The following is a 24,244-nucleotide window of genomic DNA, read 5'->3' as shown; positions in this document are numbered from 1 at the left end:
AGTAACAATGAAAATCGCAGTTGTAGGCGCCACAGGATTAGTTGGCACTAAAATGTTGCAGGTTCTTGAAGAACGCAACTTCCCCATTACAGAACTATTATTAGTCGCATCAGAGAAAAGTGTTGGTAAGGAAATCACTTTCAAGGGTAAGGCTATAAAGGTTATTTCTGTTGAGGATGCGATAAAACAGAAGGCTGACATCGCCCTATTTTCGGCAGGTGGCAGCACATCATTGGTACAGGCTCCGCTTTTCGCGGCAGCAGGTACTACGGTAATTGATAATTCATCAGCCTGGCGTATGGACCCAACCAAGAAACTGGTTGTGCCCGAAGTTAATGCCGATGTATTAACTCCCGAAGATAAGATAATTGCCAATCCAAACTGCTCGACCATACAAATGGTAGTGGCCTTAAAACCATTGCACGACAGGTATAAAATTAAACGCGTGGTTGTTTCAACCTATCAATCAGTAACAGGTACCGGCGTTAAGGCGGTAGACCAGTTAATGAACGAGCGCGCGGGCATTGAAGGCCCAATGGCATACCCATATAAAATTGATTTAAACGTTTTGCCTCATATTGATGTATTTACCGAGAACGGCTACACCAAAGAGGAAATGAAAATGGTTAAAGAAACCAACAAAATTATGGGCGACGACAGTATCCGTGTTACGGCTACTACTGTCCGCATCCCGGTTATGGGTGGTCACTCAGAGTCTGTAAACATTGAGTTTGCCAATGATTTTGATCTGGCCGAAGTAAGAGACATATTAAGCAAAGCGCCGGGTATTATTGTTACCGACGATGTCGCCAACCTTAAATACCCAATGCCGCTTGACGCGCACGATAAAGACGAGGTATTTGTAGGCCGGATCCGCCGTGATGAGAGCCAGGCAAACACTTTAAACTGCTGGATAGTGAGCGACAACCTGCGCAAAGGAGCTGCAACCAATGCGGTACAAATTGCCGAGTACCTGGTAGCTAATCATTTGGTAGGGCAGGCTGTAGAAGCTTAAGCCCCCTAACCCCCTGAAGGGGGAATAAATAAGAAAGTTAAAAGGGATAACCGGTTGGTTGTCCCTTTTTTTGCTGTAAGACCACTTGCTTTATTAAATTTGTACCATGTCCTCAAAAAAAGCTGTAGTTATTGGTGCAGGTATAGCCGGAATTGCAACGGCTATACGCTTAGCTATAAAAGGCTACGAGGTTGAGGTTTTTGAGGCGAATGCTACGCCTGGTGGTAAACTGGCCGAGGTAACGAATGATAAATTCAGGTTTGATGCCGGGCCAAGCCTGCTTACCATGCCGCAATATATTGATGAACTATTTGCATTGGCGGGAAAAGATGCAGGTAAATATTTCCAATATCAAAAGCTGAACGTTATCTGCAAATATTTTTACGAAGACGGAACCAGGCTAACTGCTTACGCAGATAAAGAAAAGTTTGAAAAGGAAATAACTACCCATACTGGCGAATCTGCCGAAGCGCTGCAAAGACAAGCAGCAAACAGTGCGCAGATCTTTGAACTAACTAACCCGGTTTTTCTGGAACGTGCATTTAAAGGTTTCAAGGAGATTTTTACCAAAGATGGTTTCAAGGCATTTTTAAATTTAAAGAAACTGGATACTGGGCGCATCATGCACCAGGCTAACCAAGGTATTTTTAAAGATGAGCGGATAGTGCAGTTTTATGACCGGTATGCTACCTATAACGGCTCGAACCCATATGCCGCGCCTGCAACGTTAAATATCATTCCGCATTTGGAGCAAGAGTTGGGTGCTTATTTCCCAACAGGGGGCATGTATAGCATTGTCACCAGCCTGGTTGACCTGGCAACCATGGTTGGCGTGAAATTTAACTATAATTCGCCGGTTGACGAGATCGTTTTAAATGGTAAAAAGGCAACGGGCATAAAAGTTAAAGGCGAGGTTATTAATGCCGACATTATGGTGTCTAATATGGATATCTGGTTTACCTACAATAAATTGTTAAAGGACTATCCAAAGCTTCACCCCAAAAAAATATTGGCGCAGGAACGCAGCAGTTCTGCATTGGTGTTTTATTGGGGGATAAATAAAAAGTTTGCCAAGCTTGATCTGCATAACATATTTTTCAGCGCCGATTATAAAGCCGAGTTCGACCAGATCTGGAAAGAAAAAACAATCTATCACGATCCAACCGTTTACGTTAATATTACCTCCAAATTAAAACCCAAAGATGCCCCGCCAGAATGCGAGAACTGGTTTGTAATGATAAACGTCCCCGCCAATACCGGGCAGGATTGGGATACGTTAATAGCAGATGCCCGAAAAAATATCCTGGTCAAGCTAGCCAGCTTGCTTAATGAAAATATCAGCAAGCTTATCATCAGGGAAACAGTGCTCGATCCGCGCGATATCGAAAGTAAAACCTCGTCCTACCAGGGATCAATTTATGGCACAAGCTCAAATAATAAGTACGCCGCGTTTAACCGCCATGCTAATCAATCGGCAATAAAAAACCTGTATTTTGTGGGAGGAAGTGTACACCCGGGTGGTGGGATACCTTTGTGTTTGTTGTCGGCCAAGATTGTGGCAGAGGAAGTTAACTAACAAAAAACGGCTGTCAAGCTGAGGTGCTCAAGCATGCGGGCAAAGGCCTTTACGCGCACCCTTCGAGTGCCTCAGGGTGACACCCCTGTTAATCAAGTATATTTATTAAGCTAATTGAACTTTGCCAGCCTTCACATTAACCGGCTGCGGTACTTTAACATAATACCCGGTGCCATCATAAACACGTTTGCGGGGATGCTCTTTACAGGCATCACTACAGCAACCTTCCATGGCAGTGCCGCACTCGTCGCATTGGGTAAAGTGCTCGTTGCACTCGGGATTGGCGCAGTTTATCATTTTCTCGGTTGTTTTGCCGCAATTGTAGCAGGCAGATATCACCACCGGGTTAACCGTATTTACTTCGACAGATAAGCGGTTATCAAACACATAGCATTTGCCTTCAAAATCCTCGCCACCGGCTTCCTTACCATATTTTATGATCCCGCCGTGCAGTTGATAAACATCGGTAAAGCCTTCGTGCAGTAAAAGGGCCGATGCTTTCTCGCATTTAATACCGCCGGTGCAGTAGGTAATTATTTTCTTGTCTTTGTATTGGGCAAGCTCGTTGATCTTATCCGGGAAATCGCGGAAATTTTCGATATCAAGTGTTATGGCGTTTTTAAACTTGCCCAGGTTATGTTCGTAGTTCGAGCGTACGTCCAGAATCACTACGTCCTCGCTGTTTTTCAGTTCCAAAAACTCTTTAGGCGCTAAATGCTTGCCGGTTTTTTGCTGCGGATTAATGATGTTTGGATCGCGCAGTCCCGAGTGTACGATCTCATCTTTATAACGCACGTGCATTTTAACAAACGACGGCGTATCCACTTCATCAACTTTAAAGTCGATAGCTGCAAAACGCTCATCGGCATGTAAAGTATCCATATAAATCTTGCAGGATTCAGCCGAACCGGAAACGGTGCCATTCAAGCCCTCGTTAGCCACAATAATACGGCCGGTAAGATTAAGCGATTTGCAAAATTTTAAATGATCGGCAGCAAATTGCTCCGCATCTGCTATTGTTGAATAACAATAGTAAAGTAGTGTGTTGTATTGTCCCATAAAATCATTGATGCCGCTGCAAACGGTGTTAAATGAAGTGCAAAGATAAGTTTTTGAGCTGAAAGCTAAAAGACTAAAGCAGAAAGAACGAAATTTAATCAGCTTTCTGCTTTTGCCTTTCAGCTTATCTTATACCATAGAATATTCTTATCCCCTGCAGATACTTTTTATTGCCTGCATAGGACACGCCATAATCAATCCTGAAAACTAACCGCTGTAAACCAACATATACCTCAGAGTAGTTCGGGTTATTTTTTTCTGTCAGGTAATTAGCACCTATTACTTCTTCCAGTTTTAATTTACCCACCCATGGCAGTCGCCTTAATAGCGATCCGGAAAAATTATGCTGGTAATGTGCCTCTAAGTAGGCTCCACTGGCACTGTAAGTGTAAAACGGCAGGAAATGGAAGCTACCCACATAGGTAGGATCGAAGGTAGTACCCTGGTTGCCTAAAAAATGGTTATAATCCATATAATACAAGGCTTTATGAGTAAAGAAATCGCCGGCCGATAATTTGAAGGCAGAATATCCCATAAGGCCCAGGCGGATATGATCTTTTGATACATCCACCGAAGCAAAATCATAATTGGCATCTGATCCAAAAACTCCGGCTATTGCTTTGCGATAATTTAGAGTTACTGTTGGATATTTCGGCGCTAAATAAACCACACCGCTTGGGCGTGTAATATATTCCTGGGCAAATGTGAATTTAACTGATGTGTTGAACGTAAAAGCCTGGTGCTGCGGAAACAAAGTTGACATATCATTAGCCGGTGTGCCCGCGGGCGCCAGTGGGTTGTTCGAGGTAAATTCGCGGGTGGCGTTGTTGAAAATATGATTGTAGGAGTTGTTATACAACTGTGTACGATTGGCATATGATAAACTGGCCCGCCACAAAATACCGTTGGATAGCTCGCGCATGTAACCCAGGCTGCCAAACTCGTTACGGTAATATTTAACGTAGTTGTTTTCGCTTAACAGCGTACTTAAGGTATTAAAATATAAAGATCGGGTGCCTACGTTATTAAGGTCCTGTACATCCGTTCCAAAATCGGCAAAAAACTCTCCCGCATGAAAAGGATCATAAGTGTAGGCGGTGTGCAGGTTTGCACTAAACAATTTATTAGCGAAACCATACCTTATAGCCGGTGTGAAGCTGAGCGTTTTAAAATCGTCGGACGTTTTAGAATATCGCGCCTTTAAATTTATACCCCAACCTTCAACCGTATTGTAAAAAACAGTTTGTAAAAAAGGGTACACATATAATGAGTCTTTGTTGTCGCGGCTGGTTGCAGTATATCCAACCACTATATAGGGGATCGGCGATATTTTGTTTTTGGTTTTTTGCAGCGAATCGAGATAAGGCTTGGTTTTTTGCAATCGCGCAATGCTGTCTTTTTTCTGGTAATCGCGGGTTTCCAGCGCAGTTAATGGCACTGGCCTGTTTTTAAACCAGTAACCGGCATCTTTTAAGTTTGCGTTGGTATCAATTCTTAATATCTCGCCATTAAAAAAGCCTTTGGGGTGCTCTGTGTTAATTTTATAATTGTTGTAAACGCCTATATAATATCCCGCGAATTTAAACCCCAATACATCACCGTTATAATCATACTGTATAGATGCCGGCATCCACGTACTGTCAACCACTGCCACATATTGCTGGCTTATGGTCATGGTGTCAACCAAATTAAGCTTGTTGCTGCGCTTGGTTAAGCGCAGATTTACGCTATAAATGCGCCAGTCGCCCTCAACTATATAAATATCGCCTTCAAAGGCGTGGTCGCCCAGGCCACGGGCCAATAGTTGGATCTTATCAATAGTGCGCCCGTTGGTAACTGTTTGCCCGATCAACTTATAACGATAATATGAAAAAGCATCTTCAGCAATAGGCGATACAAAACCATTAGCACTTAATCCATTAATCACAAAAACATTATTATAAAAGTTTGCCTGCAGGTCCGACGCTTTGTTGTAACTAAAGGTTGGCGTAATACCTGCGGCACGTGATGCTATAGTAATTTCCTTAACCTTATTCGGGCGCTCGTAGTTAAAGCTTGATAAGGTTTCCGACTGGGATAAGATCCCACGGCCGTTGCTATCCAAATCCAATACTTTTGATACCCCGCTTTTTAATAATGATTTAGGCGCGCTAACCAGTTTTTGCACACCCTTTACATAAATAGCGCACGAGTATGATTGGATCTCGTTTAAATAATATTCGCGCTTAGCAATAACCTTGCGCATAATTATATTGGCCGCGGTATCTATGCCGTCCTTATCCCTGATAGTTACAGTTTTTAGCTGGTATATTTCGTCTTCTAATTGTATGTTACGGCGTTCGGCCTGGTCGTTAATAGTTACTTTTTCAATACGCTCCTTATAACCTACGTAACGGTAAACCAAATCGTAAGTGCCGGGGCTGATATTGAATTTATAAATTCCTTCTTCGTTGGTAGTTGTACCGTAGGTAGAGTTGCGGATGTAAACCGATACGTAGGAGATAGGATTGCCTTTAGCATCGGTTATTTTGCCCGACAAAACATATTGCTGCGCCGATGCCTTCAAAACGAGAGCACTTAAAAATATAAAAACCGGTAGTAAAAATCTTTTCATATAGTTCACAAATAAGCGTTTAAAGGCATAAATGTTTGCACAGGCACCCATTATTATTAAAAATGCAAGGTTTTGAAGCTAAATGACCTATAATGCTTAATTTTGTAAAAATTAACTGTCAACATGTACAATACACTACAACCGGTTTTACAACAGGAACTTGCGGCTATAGAAGAAGCAGGCCTTTATAAAAAAGAACGCATTATAACCTCGGCGCAAGGTGCCGATATTACGGTTGCCGGCGGCCAGGAAGTAATAAACTTTTGCGCCAACAATTACCTGGGCCTAAGCGGCGATAAAAGAGTTATCGAAGCCGCTAAAAAAGCGATGGATACCCATGGTTATGGCCTGTCGTCGGTGCGTTTTATTTGCGGTACACAGGATATCCACAAGGAACTTGAAAAGAAGATAGCCGAATTTTTAGGCACCGAAGATACCATACTTTACGCTGCTGCATTTGATGCCAACGGCGGTGTGTTTGAACCATTGTTTGATGCGCAGGACGCCATCATATCTGATGAACTGAACCATGCGTCAATTATAGATGGTGTGCGTTTATGCAAAGCCCAGCGGTACCGTTACAAGCACGATGACATGGCCGACCTTGAAGCCAAGCTACAGGAAACTGCCGGCTTACGTCACCGTATTATTGTTACCGATGGCGCGTTCTCTATGGATGGTACAATCGCCCAACTGGATAAAGTATGCGCTTTAGCCGAAAAGTATAATGCTTTAGTGATGATTGATGAAAGCCACTGCTCGGGTTTTATGGGTAAAACAGGAAGAGGCACACACGAGCATCATAACGTCATGGGTAAAATAGATATCATTACCGGTACGTTAGGTAAGGCGTTGGGCGGTGCTTCGGGCGGGTTTACATCAGGCAGGAAAGAAATTATTGATATGCTGCGCCAGCGTTCAAGGCCGTATTTGTTCTCGAACACGTTGGCCCCGGCAATTACCGGCGCATCAATAGCCGTACTAGATATGCTGAGCGAAACCACCCAACTGCGCGATAAACTGGAAAGCAATACCCAATATTTCCGCAAAGCGATGACCGATGCAGGGTTTGATATCAAACCGGGTGTGCACCCTATAGTGCCGGTGATGTTGTATGATGCCAAGCTGGCGCAGGAGTTTGCCGCTAAGATGCTTGAGGAAGGTATTTATGTTATCGGGTTTTATTACCCGGTTGTTCCGCAGGGCAAGGCCCGTATCCGTGTACAGATTTCTGCTGCGCATGACAGGGAGCATTTGGATAAAGCAATAGCAGCGTTTACCAAGGTGGGTAAGGAATTGAAGGTGATAAATTAATCTTAAATTTGCATCAGTAACAATAAATAAAGATGAAAAGGAGACTGACATTAGATTTACCGCCAGAGATTGTCAATGGAATAAAATTGATAGCTAAGCAAAGAAATATGACAGTCTCTCATTTTGTTGAAAGCCTCTTTTTGAAGTACATCGTAGAAGAAGAGTCCCAAACTAAACTTAAGAAAGTAGTATAATGCAAGAAAAAATAGATCAATACACTGCCGAGATCAATGCCTTTTCACCAGCTAGCGTGGATGAACTGGAAACATTCCGTATAAAATTTTTAGGTACCAAGGGATTGATAAAAGACCTTTTTGAAGACTTTAAAACTGTTGGCCTTGAAGAGAAACGTACGTTTGGCAAAGTATTGAACCAGTTTAAACAACTGGCTGAGGCGAAGTATGCTGAGTTAAAAGAAACTCATAACTCAGAACCCACAACTCAACACTCAGATATCGATTTAACCTTACCCGGCGATAACTTCCAGGTAGGCTCGCGCCACCCTCTGTCGTTAGTAAGGAATGAGATCATTGATATATTTAAACGCCTTGGCTTTAATGTAGCCGAGGGACCGGAAATAGAGGACGACTGGCATAACTTCTCGGCCCTAAACTTTCCGGAAGAGCATCCCGCGCGCGATATGCAGGATACTTTTTTCATTAAGAAAAATGCCGGTAAGGATGATATCGCTTTGCGTACCCATACCTCGTCGGTACAGGTAAGGATGATGGAGAATGGCAAACCGCCGTTCCGCGCTATAATGCCGGGCCGTGTTTACCGTAATGAGGCTATCTCTGCACGTGCGCACTGCTTTTTTCACCAGGTTGAAGGTTTGTATATCGATGAGAATGTATCATTTGCCGATCTGAAGCAAACGCTTTACCACTTTGTACAGGAGCTTTACGGCGAGGGTACACAAGTGCGTTTCCGTCCTTCATACTTCCCGTTCACCGAGCCATCTGCCGAGATGGATGTATCATGCACCATTTGTAAAGGCGCTGGCTGTAATATGTGTAAATACAGTGGCTGGGTTGAGATACTGGGCTGCGGCATGGTTGACCCTAACGTGTTAGAAAATTGCGGTATAGACAGTAAGAAATTTACCGGCTTCGCGTTTGGCATGGGTATGGAACGTATAGCCAACTTAAAATATGTTATACGTGATCTGCGTTTATTTAGTGAGAACGACGAACGTTTCCTAAAACAGTTCCAGACTGAAATTATATAGCATGATCAAAAAGTTAGGGATAATAACAGCGCTTATATTAAGCTGCCTTGCCTGTGGTAAAACCGGCGACTATGTCCCTAATGTATCTGTAAATTTCCAGATGGCTTTGGCAAACCCGGCGCTAAATACTTTACATAATCCCGGTGGCGCGGTAATCATTAATGGTTATGGCGTTTCCGGGCTTATTATTTTCCGCCGGTCGGGTGGTGGTTATGCAGCTTATGATAGGTGCAGCCCTTATTTACCTCAAAATAAATCGGCTATAATGTTAGATAATCCGTCTTTAACGTGTACAGATCCGGCAAGTGGTGCTAAATGGTTGTTGGAGGATGGCAGCCCCGTTAAGGCCCCTGCTGTTAAATCTCTTAAAGAATATTCAGTTAATATCAGTAATTTTGAGATATTTGTGTCTAACTGATACATGGAAGCCGACAAAATAAAAGATAGCATTAAACGTGCAGCGCAAGAACTGTTTCGAAAATTCGGGTACCATAAAACCAGTGTTAACGAGATTGCCAAGCGCGCCAAGATAGCTAAAGCTACTATTTATAAATATTTTGACAGCAAAGAGCACGTGCTGCATACCCTGTTGATGGATTATATCCGCGTAAGCGTTGATGACCTGATAGCGGCCAACGCGCCCGAAATGGATGAAGAAACCCACCTGGGCAATTTGATTATGAAAACCTGCCGCTTAAGCTATACTGTTTGTAACGAGTTCATCGGTTGGGATTTCATCCGCGAAAGCGCCAACTCGCAGGATTTTTTAAAGAATTTGAGTAATGAGCTGGAGGACCTGCTAATGGCCTCGTTTACCCGTATCACTGCCATTCGCAAAACGGATAATTACCAGCAACGCATGCGTTTCCTCATCAAATGCAGCAAAAGCATTGTGTTTAGCTTCGCATTCACTTCAGTAAGCGATAGCGACGTGCGCAAAAATTTTGTATCCTTCCAGAAAGAGATCCTGCCCTATTTGGTTAAGGCGGCCATCACTATTTAATGGCGGCAGATGCCCCCAAACTCGTCAATATCAGGTATTTGAAGTTTCTGACATTGGACAGGGATCATATTTCACTGTTTTTTGCACCCAAACAAAACTATTTACCAATAGTTAACTACCTCGCCGTCAAAACATTATGGTTAAAAACAATCGATAATATTTGGGTAGATGTGCGTAAGTTTAAATGTTAAATACCGGTTTTTCAAAACAAAAGGTATTTGCTATACGTTTAAAGATACAGACTAAAGAACTTACAAACAAAGTCGTAAATCATAACCCCCTTAAAATTATGAAAGCGTTAAAAATTATTTTAATTGCACCGCTATTGTTATTTGCCATTTCATGTAAAAAAACAACCGTCACCAGTGCAGTGACTACCGACGAAGCCGCAGATATGGCTGCCAGCGCGGTAGCGACAAATTCGTTTGGTTTTGCGTCAGTAACTGATAATGTTGGCCTTAACGCGCAAACACTTAACAATTCGGTTAGTGCAGGTGGCCAACAGGTAAATGCAATCGGCTCATCGCGCCAGGCTTGCGGCACTACACTTGCAGATAGCCTTACTATTAGCTCGGCTGCTAATTCATCTGTTACGTTTAGTGCCTTTTACAAATACGTACGCACGTTAAACTGCAACACCAGCAGCCAGCCAGATAATCTGGTGAATACCATAACCTTTAAAGGCAACTTTGACGGCCCGCGCCTAACATCAACCGATGCGGGTACATCAAGTATTACCATTGCCGGTTTAACTGCAAACGCAACTAACTTTATTATTAATGGTACTTATAACCGTAAAGGGTCTTTCACATCAAAAGTAGGCGGCAAACCAAGTGGTAGCAGTAACGTTACTATAACGGCAACCAATGTATTGCTAAGTAAACCCGGCCGCGAAATACTAAGCGGATCGGCCACTATTACCATATCGGGCAGTGCCGCGGCAGGTACATTTAATTATACCGGCATATTGATATTTAAAGGAAGCAACCAGGCTACTTTAACCGTGGGCACGACAGTTTATTTAATAAACCTGCTTACCGGTACATATACCAAGCAATAATATCAATGTATTAATATAAGTAAAGGCTCCTGCATAAGGGGCCTTTGTTGTTTTTGGTAAGTTTAAAAAAGTAGTATCGGCTAATTGGTGCTCAGTTTTACGGCAAATGGCTTTTGGGTATCAATCAAATCGCATACATCAACCTCAAACACTTCGGCAATTTCAAAGATCCTTTGCAGGTTAATGTTTGAAAGCCCCAACTCAATTTTACTATACGCGTTCTGCGAGATTTTTAGCCTTATACCAAGGTACTCCTGCGAGTAGTTCCTGTGCATCCTTGCACTCTTGATATTGGCGGCTATTACACTTTTATTATACATAACAATTTTATAAATAGGTATACTTAATCTACGAAGGTTTGCAGAAGGTGGTTTTTGATTAATTATCATCGCCACAAAATGACAATTCGATTAAAAATCAACAAAACCAATCTGCACATCCGCACATTTGCACATCCGCACATCTAAACTTACCTTTGCGGCAATGAGTAAGATACCGTATAACCACATTTTTGAAGACGTTGCCGTTATTGATATTGCCGAAGAAGGTAAGGGTGTAGGCAAGGCCGATGAATTTGTGCTGTTTATTGAAAAAGCCGTACCCGGCGACATTGCCGATGTGCAGGTTTACCGAAGTAAAAAAAGCTTTGGCGAAGCCAAGATCATCAATATAAAAAAACCGAGCGAGCATAGGGTAACGCCATTTTGCCCGCATTTTGGCACCTGCGGGGGCTGCAAATGGCAACACATGACGTATGGGGCGCAATTACAGTTCAAACAAAAGTCGGTAGCCGATGCATTGAGCCGTTTAGGCAAGATAGATGTAACCGGTATCATGCCGATAGTACCGTCGCCTGCCGACAGGTATTACCGCAATAAGCTGGAGTTTACCTTCAGCAACAAACGCTGGTTATATGACGGCGAAAGCCGCGATGATGAAACCTTAAACATGAACGCGCTGGGTTTTCATATCCCCGGCCGTTTTGATAAGATATTGGATGTTCAACACTGCTATTTGCAGGCCGACCCAAGTAACGGTATCCGCAATAAAATAGATGATTTTGCCAAGGCTAACAGCTATAGCTATTACGATATTCGTAACCATACCGGCAATTTGCGTAACCTGATTATCCGCACGTCGTCAACCGGCGAGCTGATGGTAATTGTTGTTTTCGCTTACGCGGACGAGATGGAAGTAAACAAGCTGATGACCTTTGTTGAGACTGAGTTCCCGGAGATAACGTCATTGCTTTATATCCTTAACGAAAAGAAAAACGATACCATTTTTGACCAGGAAGTATTTGCCTGGAAAGGGCCCGAATATATTCATGAAGAAATGCTGGGTATCAAGTTCCGCATTGGTCCAAAATCATTTTACCAAACCAACAGTATCCAGGCCCTGCGCCTATACGAAATAACCCGTGATTTTGCCGAATTTAAAGGCGATGAGCTGGTTTATGACTTATACACTGGCGCAGGCACCATTGCCAATTTTGTGGCAGCCAATGTAAAAGAAGTTGTGGGGGTAGAGTATGTACCCAGTGCTATTGAAGACGCCAAAATAAACAGCGCCATCAATCAGATCACCAATACTAAGTTTTATGCGGGTGATATGAAAGATGTACTATCTGCCGAATTTGTGGCCGAGCATGGCAAGCCCGACGTGATCATAACCGACCCGCCGCGCGCAGGCATGCACGCGGATGTGGTAGCGAGGCTGATGGAGATAGAAGCCGAAAAGATCGTCTACGTTAGCTGTAATGCCGCCACACAGGCCCGCGACCTGCTGGTGCTGAAAGAGAAATATGATACGGTTAAGATACAGCCGGTAGATATGTTCCCGCATACGCAGCATGTGGAGAACGTGGTGCTGTTGAAATTAAGGAGTATTTAGTAGCAAGACAAGAATATGGAACCGGAAGAATTGCTTAATGAAAACCGTGGCGAACAACCAAAGCCTGCAGCTGATAGTCCGCTGGTTAGTTTGCGCAGGGATTTGAAAATGTTCAGCGAATCGTTGTATGAGGTAGCTGTTGAGATAATGGTAGAAGGATTATCTAAGTACCCCATCTTCATAGCCCATCAGCATGAATTAAAATTAGGCGAGCTGATATTGGACCGCTTCGAGTTGGGCACCGAATGGAGTATCCACGCCTCTACAATGGAAGAGTTTATAGAAGTAGGCGTAATAAAACCCGAACTAAAACAGCGTTTTATTGATACCTACAAAAGCGCCAAAGAGTTTATGTGCGTGTTTGTGGTAGTACCCGAAGGTGCAAACTTTGTGTTTGTGCCGTATGAGTAGGGATAAACATATTTAATATATTTACAAAAGCATTGGCCAGTGCGATTCCCCTCTTGAGAGGGGGGAGGGTGTGTCCTTTAAAGCGCATAACACACCCCTGCCATCCCGCAGGCCTGCTGCACCCCCTCTCAAGAGGGGAGCTTAATATTTAAGGCAATGGAAAACAAAAAACTACTCATACTAAACCAACAGCAAATACAGCAAAAGATAGATCGTATTGCCTACCAGATATTGGAAGATAATTTTGATGAGCAGGAAATTATCATTGCCGGTATGTTGCCGCGTGGTGGTTTTTTGGCTGCGCGATTAAAAAAAGTGCTGGATGGAATAGCTCCGTTTAAGAGTACATTGATCACCATTGATCTTGACAGATTTGGCACTAAACTAAATGCGTCTACAGATGCCGATATCCAGATCTGTAATGATAAAGTGGTTATTTTGGTAGATGACGTGCTGAACAGTGGTAAATCATTAGCCTATGGTTTTGGTGTTTTCCTTGACGTTCCACTTAAAAAGCTGCGTACAGTTGTACTGGTAGATCGTAACCATAAAAACTTCCCGGTAACGACTGATTACTCCGGCATCGCGCTATCAACCATCATCAAACAACATATTGATGTGGTGTTGAGTGAGACCGGCGAAGAGGATGCTGTTTATTTGAGGTAGAATTATTAAATTTGTTTAAAGGAGAATGAAGCCATGTCAATAGCTGAAATTAAACAAACTAAATCAAACTTGATCGCCTGGATCGAGCAACTTTCAGATACGAATATGTTATCTTTTTTAGAGAGTTTAAAAGACTCTAAAACGAGCGGTGATTGGTGGGATGATCTTTCAGAAGCCCAACGACAGAATATTGATGAGGGAATAAAAGATTTAGAAGAAGGGCGCACCATATCTTCTGCAGAATTTTGGCATAAATTGAAAAATGGCTGAAGAAATATTGCCCGTAATTTATTCAGATCGCGCTGTTGCAAACGCTCTAACTATAAAAAACTTCTTACTGTTTAAATTTACCCCAAGGGAAGTAAAAAACTTCTATAAAATGCTCGAAAAATTTGAGAAAATTGTTTCTGCATTCCCTGAAATTTATCCTAAAAGCATAATAAACTCAAAAGCCCGGCGAGCGGTTTTAAGCAAACAGTTATCTGTTTTTTTATATTGTTTATGAGAAAAAGGTTTCAGTTGTAGGCATGGTTGATAATCGCATGGATTATAACAAATGGCCCCAATAATTAAGGCTAACCTCTCGATTAGCCTTAATTATTACACTGTCAATTTCTTATACTTTATCCGCTTCGGCCCAACATCACCTAAACGTTTTTTACGGTTCTCTTCATAATCGGTGTAGTTACCTTCGAAGAAATAAACCTGCGAGTTACCCTCGAACGCCAGGATATGCGTACAGATCCGGTCAAGGAACCAGCGGTCGTGACTGATGATTACCGCGCAACCACCAAAGTTTTCTAAAGCTTCTTCTAATGCACGCAGCGTATTTACGTCGATATCATTGGTAGGCTCATCCAGCAATAATACGTTACTGCCTTTTTTAAGGGTGATAGATAAATGTACCCGGTTACGCTCGCCACCAGATAATACCCCAACCTTTTTCTGCTGATCGGCACCGTTAAAGTTAAAGCGCGATACATAGGCACGCGAGTTTAACGGGCGGTTACCCACCATAATGGTTTCCAGTCCGCCGGTTACGTTTTCCCAGACAGATTTGTTAGGGTCAAGGTCGTCATGCATCTGGTCGACATAGCCTAAGTGCACCGTTTCACCAACCCGGAAAGTACCTGAATCAGGTGTGTCCTGACCGGTAATTAAACGGAACAATGTAGTTTTACCGGCACCATTCGGACCGATAATACCAACTATACCGGCGGGTGGTAAAGAGAAGTTCAAGTTATCAAACAATAACTTATCGCCATAGCTTTTGCTTACGCCATTAGCCTCTATAACCACGTTACCCAAACGCGGGCCGGGCGGGATAAACAGCTCCAGTTTTTCTTCGCGTTCCTTGGTTTCTTCGGATGCCAGTTTCTCGTAATTTGATAAACGTGCTTTTGATTTGGTGTGGCGCCCCTTAGGGCCCATACGTACCCATTCCAGCTCGCGCTCCAATGCTTTTTGGCGCTTGCCTTCGGTTTTATCTTCCTGGGCCAGGCGTTTTGATTTTTGATCAAGCCATGACGAGTAATTGCCTTTCCATGGCAACCCTTCACCGCGATCCAATTCCAGGATCCAGCCGGCCACATTGTCAAGGAAATACCTGTCGTGCGTTACAGCTATAACGGTACCTTTATATTGTTTTAAGTGTTGCTCCAGCCAATCGATAGATTCGGCATCCAAGTGGTTGGTAGGCTCGTCCAGTAACAATACATCAGGTTCTTTTAACAGCAACCGGCATAAAGCCACACGGCGGCGCTCGCCACCCGATAGTACCGAGATCCTGGTATCAGGTTCGGGGCAGCGCAGGGCATCCATGGCACGCTCTAATTTGGTATCCAGTTCCCACGCGTTAACGGCATCAATCTGGTCCTGCAGTTCGCCCTGGCGGGTCATTAGCTTATCCATTTTATCGGCGTCGCTGTAGTATTCTTCAAGACCAAATTTCTCGTTGATCTCTTCGTATTCTTTAAGCAGGGCGGTGGTTTCGCTTACGCCTTCCTCTACAATTTCGCGTACGGTTTTGTTGGGGTCGAGCTCGGGCTCCTGGCTCAGGTAGCCTACGGTATAGCCCGGCGAAAATACAACCTCGCCGATATTGGTTTTATCAATACCTGCAATAATTTTTAGCAGGGATGATTTACCCGAACCATTTAAACCGATAACGCCAATTTTAGCGCCGTAAAAAAAGCTGAGGTATATGTTTTTTAATACTGTTTTTTGCGGGGGGTAAACCTTACTAACCCCGGCCATTGAAAAAATTATTTTTTCGTCTGCCATGTATGGTAATTATTGATTGAGTGAATTACTGATTGATTGAATTTTTTGATAGGTAAATATCAGTGCAAATATGGGCATTAGCAAAGTTAAGTGCAAGCGCCAAATTCTAACCCATTACCGCTTTTTACTAAATGTATGTTGTAGTGGAGGGCAATTTATAAGCAACTTAGTGTTACTGCCAGGGCGCCGATATGTTAAGCAATGTTAAATTACGTTAAAAACATCTAACTGTGCCTTAATGAAGGCTTTGATTTAATATTATTTTGTTTATCATTGGGGTAGATACCCCAATCTAAGCCTCACAAACCAAAATGAACCTCATTTCTGTATTTAAAAAACTAACTGTTTTTGTATGCCTGCTTTTTGGTGCAGAATCTACTGTCCTCGCTCAAAAAGTTATTAAAGTTGATTCCAGTCATGTAATGACCTTGCGTGTCGATCCTTCAAATGCCATGGGTGGTAACGCTTCTGACTTTTTTACCGAAGTAAATTACATCCCCCTGGAAACTACTGACCAAAGTTTGTTTGGCAGTATTAATAAGCTGGTGGTTACTGACGACTATTTCATCATTCTTGATCGTAACACCCGTTCGATACTCATCTTTAATAAGAACGGAAAGTTTCACGCTAAAATAAAGGGTACAGATAACTTGCCGATATGGGACTTTTCTGTTAACCGGTTTGCTAAAGAGATCAGATACAGCAGGGATCAATATAAGACCTATACTTTTTGCGATTTTGACGGGAAAACGTTACGTACTATTAAAACCGGCGGCGAACTGGCCAAAGACGAGGTTAACGACGGCAACATGCGTTATTTTGCCGCTGATAAAGGCGTTTCCTATTCATTCCCCAATAATGTAGATTCGACCTCAAAGTACTATAAAGTTTACTCAAGGTCGCTCATAATGTACTCAGACGAAAAAAACAAAGTATATGCCCACGGCCTGGGTTTCGATAAAAAAGAAGGCGAGGACCTTAATATCATATCGACAGGTATCTGGCCCTTTAACAGTGTTGGCGATACCGCGTTTTATTATTCAAAGCCCTACTATACCAATATTTATACGATAAAGCCCGACGCTATAAATCTATCTTACAAGTTTATTTTTCCATTCTACGTTTCGATCCCCGGTGATTTTGCCACCAACCCGGATTATAAGAAGAAACAAATAGAATACATACAAAAGCATCCTAAAGCTATCTATTGTATCACTAATTTTTACCAGATGAAAAATAATCTGGTATTCAGGACGGCCACCTGGGGTTGGGATAACAAGGAAGATAATTTGATATATAATTTGAAGACAGGGACGCTGATTGCTTACAAACATATCCTGCAAGATGAAAGATCGAATTTCCTGCCCATTTATGACGATTCAAACGGGGGCAATACTTTTAATAATAGCGGCATATTGGCTTGTACCGGTGGTTACTTGTACACTTCGGCGTCATCATTAGGCATGTTTCAATACCGTGAAAAATATGCCGACCAAAAAGCAAAATATCCGCCCGCGCTTGATAACTATTTCAAAAAAGGATCTAGAAAAGACAACCCGGTAATTATGCAGCTTAAGCTCAAAGACGAGTTATAGATCAGTTATTAAACAAAATTCTTAGATCAACCTAAACCCTCTTCGCCACGTGAATAAATATGTAAAACTTGTAGTAGTGTGCTTCTTTTGTATGCTGCTGGTTAAACCTGCCAAAGCGCAAACCCCTCAAAAAGATACCGTTAATATAGGCGCCGTTATCGGCGCATTGCGCGATAGTGTACATAACTACGTTATGCAATCTGCTACGGTGGCTATTTATAAAACACATGGCAATGAGCTGGTGAGTTACCAGTTAACCAATAATTTTGGCCGCTACCAATTTAAAGACATGCCTGTGGGCGTGCGGTTGTATATGGTGGCTACACATGTTGGGTATCAATCAAACCGGAAGGATTTTTTAATATCGCCCAAAACAAAAAATATCGACCTCAAGACCATGAACATGGAGCGGATAGACCTTTCATTAAAAGAGGTTGTGATAAAGGGAGAGCAGGCACCTATGCAAATGCGTGGCGATACCCTTGAATTTAATGCCAGCGCTTTTAAACTGGATAGCAACGCTGTAGTTGGCGACCTGTTGCGTAACCTGCCTGGGGTAACCGTTTGGGCGGATGGTGTGATTACCGTTAACGGAAAAAAAATAAACCAATTATTGGTTAATGGCAAGGACTTTTTTGGAGGTGACAATAGAATTGCGCTGGACAACCTTCCTAAAAACTCGGTGCAAAAGATCCAGGTTTACCAGGATAAGAATGATAAGGACCCGGTAAACCCTAAAACCGACATGAATATTGTGTTGAAGAAAGATAAGCAGGACGGCATGTTTGGGAAATTTGGTTTTGGATATGGCAGCCACGGGCGTTACGCGGGTGATGGAATGCTCACTTATTTTTCGCCAAAAACACAGGTAAGTTTGGTGGGGGCCTTTAATAATGTGAACAAGACCGCTTATGATGTTAACACACTAATGCGCTTTAACTCATTTAAAGGCGCAGGTATAAATGATGATTATCATAGCGATTTCAGGAAGACCGGGGTAAACGTGTTTAGAGGCGGCGGCGGAACGTTCTCGCAGGATTTTAGTAAAGATTCTGACCCTCGGCAGTCGTATTTTAAAACCAACCAACTTAAAGGTGAGGTTTTTAGCAGTGACTTGGATAACAAGACCTTAACACAAAGCCAAACTCAAATTTCGCTGGCAGACAATGCGCACTTAAACCAAACATCTGACGATACGAGGCACAGCAATGATCTCAACCTTCGCACAAACGGCAGTTATCAAAAACGGACCGAGCATGATTACGTTAATGCACAATATAACGTTAATAACTCGCGAAGCACATCAGAGGCTACGCAGAACAGCACATCTGTAAATGACCAGACACAGGATAAAAGCCAAAATTTTGCCCAACAAAACACTACGCGTAATACTACCAATGCCAGTGGGTCTGTCGGCTTCAATACAAGTAGGTGGTATGATTTCAGCAAGCAGAAAAGCAGGTCGATAGAAGCTGAATTTAAGTATACATTTGATCTGAACCATAGTAGCGAGGATAGCAAGAACATTACTGATTTTACGGCCACGGATGTTACGCAAAACAAATATTTTAACCGGCAATATTTAAAAGATATAGATGGTGGCACGCACACCTTTGTTACTAATTTTAAAAACATCACGCAGATGTTTCAGCGGCGCGGAAATCAATTTTTACAGATCGACATTAATAACTCCTTAAGTCTGCACAACGAAAACGAAAATGATAATGTAGGCGACCTGATATCCGGCGGGTCTGCATACATGCCTAATACGGGCCTTACTAATATCAGCCACTATAAAACCATTAATGAAAAGCCGGGCGTGGTCTTCTCAAAAAACTTTTACAAATCGCTTGATAATCGTTTTTACAAATCATGGCGGGTATTTATCAATGCGCAGCAGCAAATATTTTCTCAGAAGAACGATGCATTGCAGACCTTTCAAAATATAGACCGGTCATATAGTTATTTTATACCAGCTACTGACTTTACTTATTATAATAACCAGTACGGCGAATACAATAAAAGGTATAGCTTCGGATATTACACATCGGTAAATTACCCGGGCGTTTATCAGTTAGCACCATTGATTGATAATGCCAATGTTTACAGTGTCACTATTGGTAACATGAGTTTGAAGCCGGCTTATAAACATGACCTGTATGCAAACTATTCTTATTACGATCAGAAAAAGAAAAACCCAATAAATTATGGCATTTCTCTTTCTGCCAACCTGATAAAAAACAATATAACCGATAGCTCTCGCTATGACGAACTGGGCCGTTCAGTACATCGTTTTGTTAATTTGGGTAATAGAAGATCAGCCAATTACAATGGCTGGGTAAACAAAGCATTTAATTTAAAAGATCACCAATTTCAACTTTCAGGTAACTCAGAGTATGGATATTCAGAATATACAATCAATCAAAACGCGAATGATTACCGGACCCAGGCACATTCGCTCGATGTGTCGGCCACACTGACATATACATATAGGGCCATCTGGAAGGCCGATATTGGCGAGGGTTTTGAAGGTTCAAAAACCAACCAAATAGGACTGAACCGGTATACTAATTATAAATGGGGAACCAATTTGGGTTTAGGCCTCGCTTTTCCTAAAAGTATATTCTTTAACACCCGTGTAGACTTTAATAATAATAAAACTTCGGCAGCTGATCATAATATTTATTACACTATATGGAACGCAGACATCGGGTACCGTTTCCTGAAGGGGGCAGAAGGCGAGGTCAAGTTTTCTATGCTCGATATCCTGCACCAAAACAGATCATTAGAGAACTATATCAGCGCGAATAGGCTTACTACTACTACGGCCAATGTGTTACAGCAGTATTTTATGCTTACGTTGGCTTATTACCCGCGTAAATTTGGTTTGAAGAAGTAGCAAGCCGCAGTGGCAGTAGCAGTTAGATCAATACTTACTGCTACTGCCACTGCAACTGCTACACAACACCATGCCGTAATGTCATCATTGGCGCATTAACCTGCCTTTTTTTCCACAGTTGTTAATTTTACTCCTTAATCAACTAAACTATTGTACTTTACGTATATCAAATAAGCAGTAACTACGTTATCAAAGTAAAAATCAGTCATCACACATTAATTTTTACTGATAAATGTTGCATAAAGTTTAACTTTTGATAGATTGCACATCATAATAATGTCTGTTTATTGGTAAGTGGTAAACTTGGCAACAATATTGTTGATAATTTAAAAAAACAAGGCGTTCCAAGTATAGAAACAAATTAATATATTAGGACGTACAATAGGAGAATATATGGAAGCAAAATTTTCGCCACGGGTTAAGGATGTGATACAATACAGCAGGGAAGAGGCATTACGCCTTGGACATGACTATATTGGAACAGAACACCTTTTACTTGGCCTTATCCGTGATGGAGACGGTGTAGCTATAAAACTGCTTAGGGAACTGGCGGTTGATACAGCAAGATTGCGCAGGTCTGTTGAAGACGCTGTGAAGGGAACTATTGGAACTAACGTACATATTGGCAGCATACCATTAACAAAACAAGCCGAAAAAGTATTGAAGATAACTTACCTTGAAGCAAAAATATTTAAAAGCGATGTAATAGGTACCGAGCATTTATTGCTATCTATTTTGCGCGATGAAGATAATATAGCATCGCAGATACTGATGCAGTTTAATGTTAATTACGAGGTGTTTAAAGGCGAAGTAGAATCGCATAAAAATAACATTACCGACGAGATGCCTGGCTCATCAACCGGCGGGGATGATGATTTTAAGGAAGAAGAAGCATTTAATCAGCCTAAAAAAGTATCAGACATTAAATCAAAAACACCGGTACTGGACAACTTTGGCCGCGATTTAACCCGCGCCGCCGAAGACGGTAAACTGGACCCGATAGTGGGCCGCGAGAAAGAGATTGAGCGGGTATCGCAAATTTTATCGCGTCGTAAAAAAAATAACCCGATATTAATTGGTGAGCCCGGTGTTGGTAAATCTGCCATTGCAGAGGGTTTGGCATTGCGTATCGTACAGCGTAAAGTATCGCGCGTGTTGTTTAACAAACGTGTAGTTACTTTAGATCTGGCATCACTGGTAGCAGGTACAAAATACCGCGGCCAGTTTGAAGAGCGGATGAAAGCCGTAATGAATGAGCTGGAAAAATCGCCGGATGTAATTTTATTTATTGATGAGATCCACACCATAGTTGGTGCTGGTGGTGCCTCAGGTTCGCTTGACGCATCAAATATGTTTAAACCGGCTTTGGCAAGGGGAGAGATCCAATGCATTGGCGCAACTACTTTAGATGAATATCGCCAATACATTGAGAAAGATGGCGCTTTAGACCGTCGTTTCCAAAAAGTAATGGTTGAACCGGCTACGCCTGAAGAAACTGTTGAGATATTAACCCGTATTAAAGACAAATACGAAGAGCATCATGGTGTAACTTATACAGATGAAGCCATTGCTGCCTGCGTTGCTTTAACTACAAGATATATCACCGACCGCTTTTTACCGGATAAAGCTATTGACGCTTTAGACGAATCAGGATCGCGGGTTCACTTAACCAATATCCATGTTCCGCAGGATATATTGGATATAGAGAACAAGATAGAGCTGATAAAGGTTGAGAAAAACAAAGTAGTACGCAGCCAGAAATACGAAGAGGCCGCTAAACTACGCGATACCGAAAAGCATTTGTTGGAAGAGTTAGAGCAGGCCAAAGCAGTTTGGGAAGCCGAAACAAAATCAAAACGCTATACAGTTACTGAGGATAATGTTGCCGAGGTAGTATCTATGATGACCGGTATCCCGGTACAGAAAGTGGGCCAGGCAGATAGCCAGAAATTGCTGCACATGTCTGAAAAGATAGGTGAGAAAATTATTGGCCAGGACGACGCGGTTAAGAAATTAGCCCGTGCTATCCAGCGTACCCGCGCCGGGCTAAAAGATCCTAAAAAGCCAATTGGTTCGTTTATCTTCTTAGGCCCTACAGGTGTTGGTAAAACAGAGTTAGCTAAAGAGCTTGCCCGCTTTATGTTTGATACCGAAGACGCGCTGATACAGATTGATATGAGCGAATACATGGAGAAATTCGCGGTATCCCGTTTAGTAGGAGCGCCTCCGGGCTACGTGGGTTACGAAGAAGGCGGACAGCTTACCGAGAAAGTACGCCGTAAACCATACGCTGTAGTATTGCTGGATGAGATAGAGAAAGCTCACCCGGATGTATTTAACATACTGTTACAGGTGTTGGATGAAGGACAGTTAACTGATTCATTAGGCCGTAAGGTTGATTTCAGGAACGCTATTATCATCATGACATCAAACATTGGTGCACGCCAGTTGAAAGATTTTGGACAGGGTGTAGGTTTTACTACGAACGCCAAGAGCACTCAAGCTGATTCACATTCGCGCGGTGTAATAGAGAATGCTTTAAAACGCGCTTTCGCTCCCGAGTTTTTGAATCGTGTTGATGATGTGATTGTATTTAACTCGTTAGGCGAGGAAGAGATCTTCAAGATCATTGATATTGAGTTAGCCGCTTTATTTGGCCGTGTTAACGCCTTAGGATATAAAATTGAATTAACAGTTGAAGCTAAAAAGTTCATTGCCGATAAAGGCTACGATTCGCAATTTGGTGCACGCCCGTTAAAACGTGCTATCCAGAAATACCTGGAAGACCCAATTGCCGAAGAGATACTAAAAGGCGAGCTGCATGAAGGCGATACCATGATGGTTGATTATAATAAAGAAGCCGAGGAGATAACCATATCTGCCAAAAAAGCTTCCACTAAAAAACCAAAGCAGGAAGAGCAAAATTAAGCTTATAATATCAAAGAGCCCCCGAAAACCGGGGGCACTTTTTTTATATACATTTCCCGGTTTTTAAAAAATAAAAAAAAAGTAAACTAAACATTAAACCTTTTCGTTCTACAAACATCTTACAGATGTATAAAACAACAATACCATGAAAAAAATATTATCTATCGCATGCCTGGCCCTTGTAGTGGCAGCATTTGCTTCTTGTAAAAAAGAATATATAACTAACGTGGCAAATGTGCCCAACAAGACGTTCATAACAAACCCGGCTATTCAGCCGGCAGATTGGAAACAAACTACTGATGGTAAATCAGACTCTGTTGATATCCCGCTACCACAAGGAATTGAGTTTTTTAGCAAGACAGATGCTACTTTAGTTTATTTCTCATTCTTTAGTAACGTATATGAGCAAATTCCGGAAGTTTTTAATGGCGTATCATACAGCTATTTTCACTATGTAAGCAACAATACTTTGCATATGGTGGTGTATTCGCAACCTGTTAATGGCGGTGTACCTGTTAAACCAACTTCGCCTATAACTATGAAACTGGTTTTGATCCCGTCTGAATAATAAGGCGTCAACATATAACAAAAAAGGCTAACCGTTATAGACTGCCCCCAAAAAGTTAGACACTATTTGGGGGCATTTTTATGAATAAGAAGCACGATGAAATTTTTAAAGGCAAGGTTGTTAAAGAATATT

At 42.2% G+C, this 24,244-nt stretch carries 21 protein-coding genes; 17 read left to right on the top strand and 4 right to left on the bottom strand.

Annotation, left to right across the window (positions count from 1 at the left end; genetic code table 11):
* The first annotated feature begins 7 nt into the window (after nucleotides 1-7).
* Nucleotides 8-1,015: an aspartate-semialdehyde dehydrogenase gene (locus ABIB50_RS17165; RefSeq protein WP_429381595.1), complete on the top strand. Its 1,008-nt coding sequence runs from the start codon at nucleotides 8-10 to the stop codon at nucleotides 1,013-1,015.
* 106 nt (nucleotides 1,016-1,121) lie between these two features.
* Nucleotides 1,122-2,591, top strand: a complete 1,470-nt coding sequence (gene crtD / locus ABIB50_RS17160) for a 1-hydroxycarotenoid 3,4-desaturase CrtD (protein ID WP_429381593.1) — start codon at nucleotides 1,122-1,124, stop codon at nucleotides 2,589-2,591.
* Between the two features lie 105 nt (nucleotides 2,592-2,696).
* Here the strand turns inward: crtD and ABIB50_RS17155 are convergent, their stop codons facing one another.
* Together ABIB50_RS17155 and ABIB50_RS17150 are read right to left on the bottom strand one after the other, a co-directional pair.
* Nucleotides 2,697-3,650 (bottom strand): rhodanese-related sulfurtransferase, encoded by a 954-nt coding sequence (locus ABIB50_RS17155; RefSeq protein WP_429381591.1) that lies wholly within the window; start codon nucleotides 3,648-3,650, stop codon nucleotides 2,697-2,699.
* A 124-nt stretch (nucleotides 3,651-3,774) separates the two neighbouring features.
* Nucleotides 3,775-6,264: a DUF5686 and carboxypeptidase regulatory-like domain-containing protein gene (locus tag ABIB50_RS17150; protein ID WP_429381589.1), complete on the bottom strand. Its 2,490-nt coding sequence runs from the start codon at nucleotides 6,262-6,264 to the stop codon at nucleotides 3,775-3,777.
* Nucleotides 6,265-6,387: 123 nt separating this feature from the next.
* Between ABIB50_RS17150 and kbl the strand changes: the two genes are divergently transcribed.
* The 6 genes from kbl (at nucleotide 6,388) to ABIB50_RS17120 (ending at nucleotide 10,869) form a co-directional block, all read left to right on the top strand.
* Nucleotides 6,388-7,578 (top strand): glycine C-acetyltransferase, encoded by a 1,191-nt coding sequence (gene kbl / locus ABIB50_RS17145; protein ID WP_429381587.1) that lies wholly within the window; start codon nucleotides 6,388-6,390, stop codon nucleotides 7,576-7,578.
* Nucleotides 7,579-7,610: 32 nt separating this feature from the next.
* Entirely contained in the window at nucleotides 7,611-7,772 is a 162-nt protein-coding gene (locus tag ABIB50_RS17140) for a DUF6364 family protein (RefSeq protein ID WP_429381585.1), read from the top strand.
* Nucleotides 7,772-8,806, top strand: a complete 1,035-nt coding sequence (gene pheS, locus ABIB50_RS17135) for a phenylalanine--tRNA ligase subunit alpha (protein WP_429381583.1) — start codon at nucleotides 7,772-7,774, stop codon at nucleotides 8,804-8,806. Before ABIB50_RS17140 ends, pheS begins: the two co-directional genes overlap by 1 nt.
* Before the next feature lies 1 nt (nucleotide 8,807).
* The gene (locus tag ABIB50_RS17130) at nucleotides 8,808-9,224 is read left to right on the top strand and encodes a Rieske (2Fe-2S) protein (protein ID WP_429381581.1); all 417 of its coding nucleotides are present in this window, start codon (nucleotides 8,808-8,810) and stop codon (nucleotides 9,222-9,224) included.
* Between the two features lie 3 nt (nucleotides 9,225-9,227).
* The gene (locus ABIB50_RS17125) at nucleotides 9,228-9,809 is read left to right on the top strand and encodes a TetR/AcrR family transcriptional regulator (RefSeq protein WP_429381580.1); all 582 of its coding nucleotides are present in this window, start codon (nucleotides 9,228-9,230) and stop codon (nucleotides 9,807-9,809) included.
* Nucleotides 9,810-10,098: 289 nt separating this feature from the next.
* Nucleotides 10,099-10,869, top strand: coding sequence for a hypothetical protein (locus ABIB50_RS17120; RefSeq protein ID WP_429381578.1), 771 nt, complete (start codon nucleotides 10,099-10,101; stop codon nucleotides 10,867-10,869).
* 80 nt (nucleotides 10,870-10,949) lie between these two features.
* On the opposite strand, the gene ABIB50_RS17115 is transcribed toward ABIB50_RS17120, so the two are convergent.
* On the bottom strand, nucleotides 10,950-11,189 hold the full coding sequence (locus ABIB50_RS17115) for a helix-turn-helix domain-containing protein (RefSeq protein WP_429381576.1): 240 nt from the start codon (nucleotides 11,187-11,189) through the stop codon (nucleotides 10,950-10,952).
* A gap of 163 nt (nucleotides 11,190-11,352) precedes the next feature.
* On the opposite strand from ABIB50_RS17115, the gene rlmD reads away from it, so the two are divergent.
* From rlmD to ABIB50_RS17090, 5 genes are all read left to right on the top strand, one after another.
* On the top strand, nucleotides 11,353-12,762 hold the full coding sequence (rlmD, locus tag ABIB50_RS17110) for a 23S rRNA (uracil(1939)-C(5))-methyltransferase RlmD (protein WP_429381574.1): 1,410 nt from the start codon (nucleotides 11,353-11,355) through the stop codon (nucleotides 12,760-12,762).
* A gap of 15 nt (nucleotides 12,763-12,777) precedes the next feature.
* Nucleotides 12,778-13,173: a hypothetical protein gene (locus tag ABIB50_RS17105; protein WP_429381572.1), complete on the top strand. Its 396-nt coding sequence runs from the start codon at nucleotides 12,778-12,780 to the stop codon at nucleotides 13,171-13,173.
* A gap of 156 nt (nucleotides 13,174-13,329) precedes the next feature.
* Complete coding sequence (locus tag ABIB50_RS17100) at nucleotides 13,330-13,839, top strand: phosphoribosyltransferase family protein (protein WP_429381570.1); 510 nt, start codon at nucleotides 13,330-13,332, stop codon at nucleotides 13,837-13,839.
* Nucleotides 13,840-13,872: 33 nt separating this feature from the next.
* A complete protein-coding gene (locus tag ABIB50_RS17095) occupies nucleotides 13,873-14,109 on the top strand; it encodes a hypothetical protein (RefSeq protein ID WP_429381568.1) in 237 nt (78 codons plus the stop codon).
* Complete coding sequence (locus tag ABIB50_RS17090; RefSeq protein WP_429381566.1) at nucleotides 14,102-14,344, top strand: hypothetical protein; 243 nt, start codon at nucleotides 14,102-14,104, stop codon at nucleotides 14,342-14,344. The genes ABIB50_RS17095 and ABIB50_RS17090 overlap by 8 nt, the downstream gene beginning before the upstream one ends.
* 95 nt (nucleotides 14,345-14,439) lie before the next feature.
* On the opposite strand, the gene ettA is transcribed toward ABIB50_RS17090, so the two are convergent.
* Nucleotides 14,440-16,122, bottom strand: a complete 1,683-nt coding sequence (gene ettA, locus ABIB50_RS17085; protein ID WP_429381564.1) for an energy-dependent translational throttle protein EttA — start codon at nucleotides 16,120-16,122, stop codon at nucleotides 14,440-14,442.
* A 311-nt stretch (nucleotides 16,123-16,433) separates the two neighbouring features.
* On the opposite strand from ettA, the gene ABIB50_RS17080 reads away from it, so the two are divergent.
* The 4 genes from ABIB50_RS17080 to ABIB50_RS17065 all read left to right on the top strand — a co-directional run bounded on the left by ABIB50_RS17080 (nucleotide 16,434) and on the right by ABIB50_RS17065 (nucleotide 24,112).
* Nucleotides 16,434-17,717 carry a 6-bladed beta-propeller gene (locus ABIB50_RS17080; protein WP_429381562.1) on the top strand — a complete coding sequence of 428 codons (1,284 nt, stop codon included), beginning with the start codon at nucleotides 16,434-16,436 and terminating at the stop codon, nucleotides 17,715-17,717.
* 49 nt (nucleotides 17,718-17,766) lie between these two features.
* Complete coding sequence (locus ABIB50_RS17075; RefSeq protein ID WP_429381560.1) at nucleotides 17,767-20,616, top strand: outer membrane beta-barrel protein; 2,850 nt, start codon at nucleotides 17,767-17,769, stop codon at nucleotides 20,614-20,616.
* Between the two features lie 393 nt (nucleotides 20,617-21,009).
* A complete protein-coding gene (locus ABIB50_RS17070; protein ID WP_429381558.1) occupies nucleotides 21,010-23,544 on the top strand; it encodes an ATP-dependent Clp protease ATP-binding subunit in 2,535 nt (844 codons plus the stop codon).
* 145 nt (nucleotides 23,545-23,689) lie between these two features.
* Nucleotides 23,690-24,112: a hypothetical protein gene (locus ABIB50_RS17065; RefSeq protein ID WP_429381556.1), complete on the top strand. Its 423-nt coding sequence runs from the start codon at nucleotides 23,690-23,692 to the stop codon at nucleotides 24,110-24,112.
* The last annotated feature ends 132 nt before the right edge of the window (nucleotides 24,113-24,244 follow it).

The sequence above is a fragment of the Mucilaginibacter sp. UYCu711 genome (genome assembly GCF_050433825.1).
Classification (GTDB): domain Bacteria; phylum Bacteroidota; class Bacteroidia; order Sphingobacteriales; family Sphingobacteriaceae; genus Mucilaginibacter.
Note: the sequence above shows the minus strand (reverse complement) of the source record. Positions and strands in the feature narration are given on the sequence as shown.